Source organism: Aeromicrobium sp. REDSEA-S32_B7 (assembly GCF_001626145.1).
GTDB classification, from domain to species: domain Bacteria; phylum Actinomycetota; class Actinomycetes; order Propionibacteriales; family Nocardioidaceae; genus Aeromicrobium; species Aeromicrobium erythreum.
In genome coordinates this window covers 1-11,080 of sequence record NZ_LUNF01000238.1, presented here as the reverse complement: position 1 = coordinate 11,080, position 11,080 = coordinate 1, and the positions used below count along the sequence as shown (strand labels likewise).

Annotated in this window: 14 protein-coding genes and 1 pseudogene; 8 read left to right on the top strand and 7 right to left on the bottom strand. The window is 73.1% G+C overall.

Annotated elements, in window-relative coordinates:
• Together ilvA and A6Q79_RS15210 are read right to left on the bottom strand one after the other, a co-directional pair.
• On the bottom strand, window positions 1–1,241 hold a 1,241-nt coding region (gene ilvA / locus A6Q79_RS15215; protein WP_317698708.1), incomplete at its 3' end, for a threonine ammonia-lyase.
• Between the two features lie 51 nt (window positions 1,242–1,292).
• Window positions 1,293–2,408, bottom strand: a complete 1,116-nt coding sequence (locus A6Q79_RS15210; protein ID WP_067861780.1) for an AI-2E family transporter — start codon at window positions 2,406–2,408, stop codon at window positions 1,293–1,295.
• Between the two features lie 89 nt (window positions 2,409–2,497).
• Here A6Q79_RS15210 and msrA point away from each other — a divergent pair, with 89 nt between their 5' ends.
• From msrA to A6Q79_RS15185, 5 genes are all read left to right on the top strand, one after another.
• Window positions 2,498–3,148: a peptide-methionine (S)-S-oxide reductase MsrA gene (msrA, locus tag A6Q79_RS15205; protein WP_067859405.1), complete on the top strand. Its 651-nt coding sequence runs from the start codon at window positions 2,498–2,500 to the stop codon at window positions 3,146–3,148.
• A 93-nt stretch (window positions 3,149–3,241) separates the two neighbouring features.
• The gene (locus A6Q79_RS15200) at window positions 3,242–3,439 is read left to right on the top strand and encodes a hypothetical protein (protein ID WP_067859407.1); all 198 of its coding nucleotides are present in this window, start codon (window positions 3,242–3,244) and stop codon (window positions 3,437–3,439) included.
• A gap of 4 nt (window positions 3,440–3,443) precedes the next feature.
• Window positions 3,444–3,695 carry a hypothetical protein gene (locus tag A6Q79_RS15195; protein ID WP_144433777.1) on the top strand — a complete coding sequence of 84 codons (252 nt, stop codon included), beginning with the start codon at window positions 3,444–3,446 and terminating at the stop codon, window positions 3,693–3,695.
• Between the two features lie 50 nt (window positions 3,696–3,745).
• On the top strand, window positions 3,746–3,907 hold the full coding sequence (locus A6Q79_RS15190; RefSeq protein ID WP_158509211.1) for a hypothetical protein: 162 nt from the start codon (window positions 3,746–3,748) through the stop codon (window positions 3,905–3,907).
• 159 nt (window positions 3,908–4,066) lie between these two features.
• Window positions 4,067–4,501: a CBS domain-containing protein gene (locus tag A6Q79_RS15185; protein WP_067859413.1), complete on the top strand. Its 435-nt coding sequence runs from the start codon at window positions 4,067–4,069 to the stop codon at window positions 4,499–4,501.
• Between the two features lie 351 nt (window positions 4,502–4,852).
• On the opposite strand, the gene A6Q79_RS15180 is transcribed toward A6Q79_RS15185, so the two are convergent.
• The 5 genes and pseudogenes from A6Q79_RS15180 to A6Q79_RS15160 all read right to left on the bottom strand — a co-directional run bounded on the left by A6Q79_RS15180 (window position 4,853) and on the right by A6Q79_RS15160 (window position 9,638).
• Window positions 4,853–5,131 (bottom strand): hypothetical protein, encoded by a 279-nt coding sequence (locus A6Q79_RS15180; RefSeq protein ID WP_317698707.1) that lies wholly within the window; start codon window positions 5,129–5,131, stop codon window positions 4,853–4,855.
• 101 nt (window positions 5,132–5,232) lie between these two features.
• A complete protein-coding gene (locus A6Q79_RS15175; RefSeq protein ID WP_317698706.1) occupies window positions 5,233–5,910 on the bottom strand; it encodes a homoserine kinase in 678 nt (225 codons plus the stop codon).
• 11 nt (window positions 5,911–5,921) lie between these two features.
• Window positions 5,922–6,986 carry a threonine synthase gene (gene thrC / locus A6Q79_RS15170; protein WP_067856247.1) on the bottom strand — a complete coding sequence of 355 codons (1,065 nt, stop codon included), beginning with the start codon at window positions 6,984–6,986 and terminating at the stop codon, window positions 5,922–5,924.
• A 16-nt stretch (window positions 6,987–7,002) separates the two neighbouring features.
• A pseudogene (locus A6Q79_RS15165) lies at window positions 7,003–8,149 on the bottom strand (homoserine dehydrogenase).
• 76 nt (window positions 8,150–8,225) lie between these two features.
• Complete coding sequence (locus A6Q79_RS15160) at window positions 8,226–9,638, bottom strand: MFS transporter (RefSeq protein WP_286690326.1); 1,413 nt, start codon at window positions 9,636–9,638, stop codon at window positions 8,226–8,228.
• 60 nt (window positions 9,639–9,698) lie between these two features.
• Here A6Q79_RS15160 and soxR point away from each other — a divergent pair, with 60 nt between their 5' ends.
• The 3 genes from soxR to A6Q79_RS15145 form a co-directional block, all read left to right on the top strand.
• Window positions 9,699–10,139: a redox-sensitive transcriptional activator SoxR gene (gene soxR / locus A6Q79_RS15155; protein ID WP_286690325.1), complete on the top strand. Its 441-nt coding sequence runs from the start codon at window positions 9,699–9,701 to the stop codon at window positions 10,137–10,139.
• Window positions 10,140–10,185: 46 nt separating this feature from the next.
• Complete coding sequence (locus A6Q79_RS15150; RefSeq protein ID WP_067856237.1) at window positions 10,186–10,656, top strand: hypothetical protein; 471 nt, start codon at window positions 10,186–10,188, stop codon at window positions 10,654–10,656.
• Between the two features lies 1 nt (window position 10,657).
• A partial coding sequence (locus A6Q79_RS15145; protein ID WP_317698705.1) for an AzlC family ABC transporter permease occupies window positions 10,658–11,080 on the top strand: 423 nt, incomplete at its 3' end.

Genomic DNA, 11,080 nt, shown 5'->3' with positions numbered 1-11,080 from the left:
GTCACGACCCGGTGGATGCTCGACCTCGGGATCCTCGAGCCCGTCGACGAGGCCGACGTGTGGGCGCTGACGGTGCAGATCAACCTGGTGTCGGCCGCGTGGTCGGGTCCGCGGGTGGCGACCTGCACGGCCACCTCGACCTCGCGCCCCCCGAGGGAGTCCGCCGCCCGGTCGTGCGCGACGTCGAGCACGTTCACCTGCAGGGCCGCCAGGTCGGTCAGCAGGCGCATCAGCTCGCCGGGACGGTCGGAGAACCTGACGCGCAGCTGCATGAACCGGCCCGCTGCAGCGAGACCGTGCCGGATGACGTCGAGCAGGAGCAGGGCGTCGATGTTGCCGCCCGACAGGACCGGCACGACGGGGCCGGCGAACCGATCGGGGTCGTCGAGCAGCGCGGCCACGCCCGCGGCGCCGGACGGCTCGACCAGCATCTTGGCGCGCTCGAGCAGCCCGATGAGCGCGGCGCTCATCGCGTCCTCGCTGACGGTCACGACGTCGTCGAGCTCCTTGGCGATCACCTCGAAGGGGATGAGCCCCGGCTCGGCGACGGCGATCCCGTCGGCCATCGTCGGGCCCATCACGCCCGCGACCGGGTGGCCCTCGGCGAGCGAGCCCGGGTAGGCGGCGGCGTCGGCCGCCTGCACGCCGACGACCGACACGTCGGGTCGGCGCTCGCGCAGCAGCGCGATGCCCGCGGCGAGTCCCCCGCCCCCGAGCGGCACGAGGACGGTGCTGACCTCCGGCAGCTGCTCGATGATCTCGAGCCCGACGGTGCCCTGGCCGGCGAGCACGTCCTCGTGGTCGAAGGGGTGGATCAGCACGGCACCCGTGCGCTCGGCGAACGCCTTGGCGTGCACCAGCGCCTCGGTGACGCCCGTGCCGGCGAACTCGACGTCGGCCCCGTAGCCGCGGGTCGCGGCCACCTTCGGCAGGGCCGCGCCGTCAGGCATGAAGATCGTGGCGCGGGTGCCGAGGAGCTGCGCCGCCAGGGCGACGCCCTGCGCGTGGTTGCCGGCGCTCGCCGCGACGACGCCACGGGCACGCTCCGCGTCGGACAGTCCGGCGATGCGCACGTAGGCGCCGCGAATCTTGAACGATCCGGTGCGCTGCAGGTTCTCGCACTTGAGGTGCACGTCGGTGCCCACCCGCTGGCTGAGCCACCGCGAGTGCGCCATCGGCGTGCGCTCCACCACCGGCGCGAGCAGGTCGCGCGCGGCCTCGACGTCCCTCAGGTCGACCATGACGTCAGCCTAGGCGCTCACGTCCGGTCCCCCGACAGGCGACGGCAGGCGTCAGGCCTGCTCGGCCCTGACCTCGGGCGGGTCGTCCTCGGGGAGTCCGTCGTCGGCGACGGGTGTGCCCGACTCCTCGACGAGGTGGCGCACGATGCCGTTCAGGCAGGCGACGAGCGGCACGGCCACCAGCGCGCCGACGATGCCGGACACGGTGATGCCGGCGGCGATGGCGATGATGATCGCCAGCGGGTGCACCGCGACGAAGCGGCCCATGAGGAACGGCTGCAGCACGTGCGACTCGAACTGCTGCACCGCCACCACCGCGGCCAGCATGATCAGCGCGACGATCGGGCCCTGCGCCACCAGCGCCACGAGCACGGCGACCATGCCGGACACGAGCGCTCCGACGATCGGGACGAACGCGCCGAGGAAGACGAGGACACCGATGGCGAACGCCAGCGGCACACCGAGCAGCCACGCGGAGACCGCGATGCCGATGGCGTCGGTGAGGGCGACCAGCACGGTGGCTCGGACGAAGCTGGTGAGGCTGGCCCAGGCCGTCTCGCCGGAGCTGTGCACCTTCGCACGCGCCGACCGCGGGAAGAGCGCGACGGCGAACGCCCAGATGCGGTTGCCCTCGTAGAGGAAGAAGAACGACGCGAACAGCGCGATGAAGAAGCCGGCGACGAAGTGCGTCAGCGTGGTGCCCACGGCGGCCAGCTGGTCGACCGCGGCCCGCTCCCCGAAGGTGCGGATGGCGTCCTCGACCTGGTCGACGTAGCGGTCGAGCTGGGTCTCGCTCAGCCCGAGGGGTCCGTTCTGGGCCCAGTCCTGCACCTGGGCGATGCCCGCGATGACCTGCGCCTTGAGGTCGTAGAACTGGGTCGACAGCTGCTGCCCGACCAGAGTGAGCAGCCCGAAGAACCCGCCGAGCATGACGAGGACGACGATCGCCGTGGCCAGGAGACGCGGCAGCCCGCGACGGTCGAGCCAGTCGACGGCACCGATCGTGAGCGCCGTGCCGAGCAGCGCCACCGCGATGGGGACGGTCACCTCGGAGAAGAAGCTCAGCAGCCAGTAGAGCGCGTAGCCGGCGACGCCGAGGACGAGGAGACGCCACGCCCACGCCGTCGCGATCTCCACGCCGACAGGGATCTCCGGCCGCGTGCTCACCTGCATGCTCCCGTCACAGGACCGACACTAGCGGGAACAGCCAGCCGCGCAGTGTCGTTGACCCCGGTGGACCCAAGGAGAGTGATCCGATGATCTTCGGAACCCGCAAGACCGAGCTCCCCGACGCGCAAAACGCCCTGCCCGGACGCTCCGAGCGTCCGTTCGCCGTCGGCACCACGCACCGTGTGCTCGGCACCCCGATCGAGACCCCGCTCGACTCCGGCGTCGTGCCGGACGGCTTCGAGGTCGCGGTCGTCGGGCTGGGCTGCTTCTGGGGCGAGGAGAAGACGTTCTGGGAGGTTCCCGGTGTCTGGTCGACGTCGGTCGGCTACGCCGGCGGCCTGACCCCGAACCCCACCTACGAGGAGGTGTGCACCGGCCGCACCGGTCACGCCGAGGTCGTGCGCATCGTGTTCGACCCCGCGAAGGTGAGCTACGCCGACCTGCTCAAGGTGTTCTGGGAGAACCACGACCCCACGCAGGGGATGCGTCAGGGCAACGACCGCGGCACCCAGTACCGCTCCGTCCTGCTCACCACGAGCGAGGAGCAGCAGCGCCAGGCCGAGGAGTCGCGCGAGCGCTACCAGGAGCAGATGACCAAGGCCGGCTACGGCCGCATCACCACGGCCATCCAGCCGCTGCAGGACTACTACTACGCCGAGGAGCTGCACCAGCAGTACCTCGCGAAGAACCCGTTCGGCTACTGCCCGCTGCACGCCACGGGCGTCTCGTACGCCTGAGAGCTGCCGGAGCGAGGTCCCGTCACGCCCACGCGTGGCGGGACCTCGTCGTTTCTGCACCGCGACGGCGAGCGCCTGCCCTACGCTCGCGCCGTGGACATCGGCATCCTGATCCTCCTCGGCGTGCTCGCCACCTTCGTGGCCGGCCTGGCTGCGTACCGGGTCCTCGACGCCGCGCTCGGGCGACGTGCGGCGAACGGCTTCCTGCTCCTCGCCCTGACCCTCGTGCTCGCGCTCACCACCGTCGCCCTGGTCTTCACCGCCGCCTTGCACACGAGCGACGGGCTGTGAGTCGATGCGGGACCGGGCAGCGGTGCGCGAGGGCGTCCTGGCCCTCGCGGTCGAGCTGGTCGTCGCCGTCGCCCTGTGGGCCGGGGTCGTCACCACCGCCGGGTGGCTGTCCATCCTGATCGGTGTCGTCGCGGGCCTCGTCACGCTCCACCTGCTGGTCACGGCCATCCTGCTCGTCGGGGCCCGTCTCGGCCTGCGGGCGCTCCAGCGGTGGATCGACGATCTCCCTCCCCACGAGCGCCACCGGCTGCGCTGAGGAGTGGGACGGACGTTCCGATCCGACGCCGGTCGGTGTAGAACATGGCCATGAGCCCCGACCGCCCGAACCGCGCCGACGTCGCGTCCGTCCTGCTGCTGGTCCTGTTCGTCGTCTCCTTCTTCCTCGGCGAGAACGCCTGGCTCGGCGCCATCGTGGTCGCGTTCCCGACCATCGTGTTCCTGCAGGCGTCGCACTGGATCCGCCGCTGACGGCCTGTGCTCACGAGGATCGGCGCATGCCCGACTGGGCGCGATCGCCTCGTCGAGATGTGATGCGCGCGCAGATGGGATGAGATGGGGGTACCCGAGTCGAGGGAGGGACCGTGCCACACCTGTCGACACCTGCCCCAGCCCTTGACGGGGTCTGACGTGACCGCAGCCGTCGGGCGCCCCTCCCCCGTCGTCGAGGACGCGATGCTGCGCCGGCCGAAGTCGTGGCCGATGAGCCTGACCGTCGGCGACGCCCGTGAGGTGCTCGGCGACGACCACCTGCACGCGATCCTCGTCGTCGAGGGGGCGCTGCTGCGCGGCGTGATCGTGGAGGGCGACGTCCCGGACGACGCCAGGAACGACCAGCCTGCCCTCGTCCATGCCCGGCTGGAGGGTCGCACCGTGCGGGTCGGCACCACGCTGGACGAGGCCCGCGAGCTCCTCGAGCAGTCCCGGTCGCGCCGGCTCGCCGTCGTCGACGCCGCAGGCGCCCTCGTCGGGCTGCTGTGCCTGAAGCGGCACGGTCGGGGATTCTGCTCCGACGCGGGCGTCGAGGCCCGGCGCGCGTCCCGCGCGAGCGAGCGCCCCGTCTAGGAGGGACTCCGCACGACGGCCCACTGGTTCGGGAATGCAACGACCTGCGTCGACGTTGTCGCCGTTCGGGCCCGACGCGTCGGCCGCCCGCCCGCCGTCGACCTGCTCCGAGGAGACCCATGACCACCACCCGGCCCGTCCAGCGGTGGGCGTTCGGCATGCTCCTGGCCCTCGTCGCCGTCTCGCTCGGCGTCTCCGGTGCGCCCGCGCCCCTCTACGCGCTCTACGCGCAGGAGTGGGGCTTCGCGCCGCTCACGACGACCATCGTGTTCGCGGTCTACGCCGTCGCAGCGCTCGCTGCCGTGCTCGTCACCGGGTCGATCTCCGACCGCTACGGCCGACGTCCGGTGCTCACTGCACGGCCTGGGCGTCGGTGCGGTGGTGGTCGTCGCCTCGGCCGCCCTGCTCGACCTGCGGCCCGACGAGGGCGACCGCACCGGCCGGATCACCGGCGTCGTGTTCAACAGCGGCATCGCGGTCGTGCTCGTCGCCGTGTCGCTCATCGTCGACCGTGGGCCCGCTCCCACGGTGCTGCCCTACGCGATCCTCGCCGGCATCGTCGCAGTGCTCCTGCTGGGGCTGCTCGTCATGCGCGAGCCGCACACGGAGGAGCGCGCCGTCCGCCTGCACGTGGCACGGCCTCGCGTCCCGCGCGAGATCGCCGCGCACTTCCGGTTCTCGGCCCTGGGCGTGATGGCGTCGTGGTCGGTGCTGGGCGTGCTCCTGTCGCTCTACCCGCGGATCGCGTCGGAGGCCATCGGTGCCACGTCGGTGCTGTTCGGCGGGGCGGTCGTCGCCGCGTCGGCCGCGGCGTCGGCGTGCGGCACGGAGTCGGGGAGCAGGCCGCGCGCGGCCTCGGTCGAGACCGGCTCCGGCGGCACGAAGAGGGTCAGCGGGACGGTGACGTCGAGGCGGACCGCCTCGGCGGCGAAGCCGTCGATCCACGCGATCGTCAGGCCGCCGAGGAGGGCTGCGGCGACGTTGTCGGGGTGACCCTCGATGTCCTGGGCGAGCTGCAGCGTCGCCCGGTCGTCGAGCGGCTCCACACCGTCGACGAGTGCCTTCGCGAGCACGATGCCGCCGACGATCGCGGCCGACGACGAGCCCATCCCCCGCCCGTGCGGCACCACGTTGCGGCACGTGAGCCGCAACCCCGGACGTCGCACGCCCATGAGGTCGAGGGCGGCGTCGAGCGAACGGACCACGAGGTGGCGCTCGTCGCGCGGCACCTCGTCGGCGGCCTCGCCCTCCACGACGACCTCGAGACCGTCGCCGGGGACGACCTCGGCGGTCAGCTCGTCGTGCACGTCGAGCGCGAGCCCGAGGGCGTCGAACCCCGGACCGAGGTTGGCGCTGCTGGCGGGCGTGCGGACCGTCACGGGCCCGCGGCGGAACGGCTGGTCGACCACGACGGCGCCGCTCAGGCCAGGCCGGCGGCGGCCGCGGCGTCGTGCACGTCGGCGTCGATGACGGAGTCGACCACGGACTCCACGCCCGACAGCGCCGTCTCGACGTCCTTCAGGCCGTGGCCCGTCACGGTCACGGCGATGCGCAGACCCGGGTCGACCTCGCCCGCCTCGGCGGCGGCCAGGAGACCCGCGACACCCGCCGCGGACCCGGGCTCGACGAACACGCCGTCGTGGGCACCCAGGCGACGCTGCGCGTCGAGGATCTGCTCGTCGGTGACGGCGTCGATGCGGCCGCCGGACGTGTCGCGCGCCTCGATGGCCAGCTGCCACGACGCCGGGTTGCCGATCCGGATCGCCGTGGCGACCGTCTCGGGACGGGCCACGGCCTCGCCACGGACGAGCGGCGCGGCGCCGGCGGCCTGGAAGCCCCACATCCGCGGACGGTGCGTGGCGAGACCGGCGTCGGCGTACTCGCGGTAGCCCATCCAGTAGGCGGAGATGTTGCCGGCGTTGCCGACCGGGAGCACGTGCACGTCGGGGGCGTCGCCGAGGACGTCAACGATCTCGAACGCCGCGGTCTTCTGGCCCTGGAGCCGCACCGGGTTGACCGAGTTCACGAGCGCGACCGGGTACTCGTCGGCCAGGGCCCGCGACAGCTGGAGGCACTCGTCGAAGCCGCCCCGCACCTGGATGACCTCCGCGCCGTGCATGACGGCCTGGGCCATCTTGCCGGTCGCGATCTTGCCGTGCGGGACGAGCACGATCGGGGTGAGCCCGGCACGAGCGGCGTAGGCGGTCATCGACGCCGACGTGTTGCCTGTCGACGCGCACACCACGGCCTTCGCGCCTTCGCCGACGGCCACGGAGATGGCCGCCGTCATGCCGCGGTCCTTGAAGGAGCCCGTCGGGTTGTCACCCTCGACCTTGAGCCAGACGTCGCCCTGGACGACCGAGGACAGCCAGGCCGAGTGGACGAGCGGCGTGCCGCCCTCGCCCAGCGAGATCACCGGGGTGTCCTCGTCGACCGGGAGCCACTCGCGGTACTCCTCGAGCACACCACGCCACGGCTGCGCCATCAGCGGAACTCCTTCATCAGTTGAGGCCTTCGACCCGCATGACCGACGACACGTCGCGCACCATGTCGAGCGCGCGCACCACCTCGACGGTCGCGGCGAGCGCGGCGTCGTCGGCCTCGTGCGTCACGATGACGAGCTGGGCGTCGGAGCCGTGGCCCTCCTGGCGGACCGTCTTGATCGACACGTCGTACTGCGCGAAGGCGTCGGCGACCGATGCGAGCACGCCGGCGCGGTCGTCGACGTCGATCGACACGTGGTAGCGGGTACGGGCGCGGCCGACGTCGAGCACGTCGAGGTCCGCGTGCGCGGTGTCACCGGGTCCGTGCACGTCCTGGCGGCGGTTACGGGCGACCGAGACGAGGTCGCCGAGCACGGCGCTCGCCGTGGGCGCGCCCCCGGCGCCCGGACCGTAGAACATGAGCTGACCGGCCGACTCGCTCTCGACGAACACGGCGTTGAACGCGCCGCGGACGCTGGCGAGCGGGTGGCTCTTCGCGATCATGGCGGGGTGGACGCGAGCCGACACGGCATCGCCGTCGGGCGTGCTGATCTTCTCGCAGATCGCGAGCAGCTTGACGACGCAGCCCATCTCGTCGGCCGAGCGGACGTCGGCGGCGGTGACGTCGGTGATGCCCTCGCGGTGCACGTCGCCGATGGTCACGCGGGTGTGGAACGCGAGCGACGCGATGATCGCGGCCTTGGCGGCGGCGTCGAAGCCCTCGACGTCGGCCGTGGGGTCGGCCTCCGCGTACCCGAGGCGCTGGGCCTCGTCGAGCGCGTCGGAGAAGCCGGCGCCCGTCGTGGTCATGGCGTCGAGGATGAAGTTGGTGGTCCCGTTGACGATGCCGAGCACCCGCTGCACGGCGTCACCCGCCAGCGACTCCTGGAGCGGGCGGATGATCGGGATGGCGCCGGCCACCGCCGCCTCGAACGCGATGTCGCGCTCGGCCTTCTCGGCGGCCTCGAACAGGCGGGCGCCGGTCGAGGTCGCGCGCACGGCCGAGACGGCGCACGGCGATGCCGACGAGCTCGATCGGGGCGCCGATCCGACGCGCCAGCTCGTCGCCGTCGCGGGTCAGCAGGCGGGCCACCTCCGACCCCACGACGCCGCAGCCCAGCAGGGCGACCTTAAGGGGTCGGGCGGTCGAGGGAGCGGTGTTCACGCGCGACAGCCTATCGGCGTCCCTCCTCGGTCCGGCCCCCAGTCCTCGCGGCGAGACCGAGACCGCCGCGTGGGGCTCACCGCTCGTAACCGCGCCCGAGCACGAGCAGCCCGGCGACCACGCACGCGGCGGGCACCGCGGACGCCGCGAGCACGCCGACGTCCAGGCCGTGCACGACCGCGGCGGCGAACACGGTGCCGCCCAGGGCGAGCGCGACGGACTCCGCGACCGAGTCGCTGGTCTGCAGGGCCGCGCTGTGACCCGCCTCCTCCCCCGGACCGGACCGGCGCAGCACCTCCGTCACCGAGGTCGACGAGAGCACGCCCATGCCGAAGCCGCCCACGACCCAGACCGTCGCGACGGCGACCACCGGCACCTCGGCGACCAGCGAGAGCGGCACGGCGAGGAGGCCCACGAGGATCGCGCCGGCGCCCAGCAGCGCCCGAGGTCGGGGCGTGCCGACCGGCGCCGGCAGCCGTTCCGGCCGCGACACGAGGGTTGCGCCGGCGAACCAGGTGAACGCCGTGCCCGAGATCGCCGCGCCCGCCAGGCCGACCGAGAGTCCGCGCTGGTCGACCAGCACCAGCGGCACGTACACCTCCGCCGCGAAGAAGGACGCCATGAGGAGGGCCCGTGATCCGATCAGCGACGGGAGGCCCCGTCCGCCGCTCCAGGTGCGCGGAGGCACCAGCCGACGGACGGAGAGCGCGAGCCCCACCAAACCCAGGACGAGCCAGGCCGGCCACGCCGGCAGCGTCCGCTGGCCGGCGACGGACACCAGGAGCACCGCCACCGCCGCGAGGGCGGCGGCAGCCAGACCACCCAGGGTCTGACCACCCGAGGGTCCTGCCGCGGCCGACGGGGAGCCGGTGAGGGACCGGATCGCCGGCCACGCGACCGTGAGGCTCGCCGCCGCCAGCGCGGGCCCCAGCAGGAACACGGCACGCCAGCCGAAGGCGTGCGTGAGGCCGCCGGCCACGACCGGGCCGACGATCGCCGGCACCGTCCAGGCACTCGTCATGACGGCGAGCGCGCGAGGTCGCAGCCGGTCGGGGTAGGCCTGCGCGACCACGACCCACAGGGCGACCCCGATCGGACCCGCGCCAAGACCCTGCACCGCACGCCCGAGGAGGAAGCCGGGCATCGACGTGGCGGTGCCGCACACCACCAGCCCGGCGGCGAAGACGGCCACTCCGCAGCCCAGCGCGGGTGCGGGACCCGCCCGCTCGATCCAGGAGGCGCTGGCGGTGCGCGAGAAGATGCTGACCGCCACCGGAGCGGCGAACGCGACGGCGTAGAGCGCGAGCCCGTCGAGCGCTCGCGCCACCTCCGGCATGACGCTCACCACCGCGAGCGACTCGAACGCGACGAGGAAGGCCAGCGAGAACAGACCGAGCGACGTGCGCCCCAGCCGACCGCGCCAGATCGAGTGGGCGTCGCCGTCCCCGGGGCTGGCCGTCTGGGCGTCGAGGGCGTCCGGCGTCGTCATGGGATGATCAGACAACCTCGACCAAGGTTGAGGTCAACGGCGTGACAGGAGGCGTGCACGATGGACACGACGGACCGACTCACCCCGCAGCAGGTCGCCGAGCGCTCGGGCGTCGCGGTCTCCGCCCTGCACTTCTACGAGTCGCGTGGCCTCATCACCGCCACACGGACGGCGGGCAACCAGCGTCGATACCGACGCGACGTGCTGCGACGCCTCGCCTTCATCCAGTTCTCGCAGCGCCTCGGCATCCCGCTGGCCGAGATCGGCGAGGCGCTCGCGTCGCTCCCCGACGACCGCGTGCCGACCAAGCGGGACTGGTCACGGCTCACCTCCCGCTGGCGCGCCGACCTCGACGCCCGCATCGCCCGCCTGCAGGCGCTGCGCGACGACCTCGACGGCTGCATCGGCTGCGGCTGCCTGTCGCTGCGCAGCTGCTCGGTCTACAACCACGACGACGAGCTGGGCCGCCGCGGTCCCGGGCCGCACCGAGGCCTGACGTGAGGCGGATCGGTCACGGGGCCGGTTCCGCGTCGCCTACCCTGGTCCGGTGAGCACGCGCCCGAGCAGCCTGTCGTCGAGCCTGCGGCAGCTGGGGCCCGTCAAGGTGGTCGGACTGGTCACCATCGTCGTGGTCACGGTCGTGCTCGTGTGGGCCGTCCTCGACGTGCGCTCCCTCCTCGCGCAGGCACCGGCCGCGCAGGTCGCAGCCGGACCGGACGCGTCGGCCGGGGCCCGTGGCAGCACGACCGAGCGACAGGTCGCGGTCACCGTCACGTTCTCCGGCACCGGCCCGTTCAACGCCACCGTCGTCGACGCCTCCAAGCGCGAGCGCACGTTCCGCTCGGGCGGCGAGGACGTGAAGGTGACACGCGTCTACGAGGGTGCCGGGCCGTACGTGCTGGCGAGCGTCCAGACCACCGGCAACGCCACGGTCCGCTGCCGCGTCGCCGTCGACGGGAGGCAGACGTCGTCGACCGAGCAGTCGGGCCTCTACGCCCAGACCGTCTGCGCCGGCTGAGGTGGGCGCCGACGACCGCGCCTCCTTCCGGGAGGGGCTGAGGCTCGGGCTGCCGTTCGCGGTGGCCTCCTTCCTGCTGTCGATGTCGTTCGGCGTCGTCGCCCGCGAGACGGGCTTCAGCGTGCTCGCCGCCGTCGCGATGTCGGTGCTCGTGTTCGCCGGGTCGGCGCAGTTCGCGGCCGTGGCGGTCCTCGCCGCCGGTGGAGGCGCGGGCGCGGCCGTCGCCGCCGGGACGCTGATGAACTCGCGCTTCCTCCCGATGGGCATCGCGCTCGCGTCGTCGCTGCCGGGGCGCGCCTGGTGGCGAGGGATGCAGGGGCTCGCCGTCGTCGACTCCTCCTGGGCGCTCGCGGCGCGTGGCGACGGCACGTTCGACCGCTGGCGCCTCTTCGGCACCACCGCACCCCAGCTCGTCGCCTGGTAC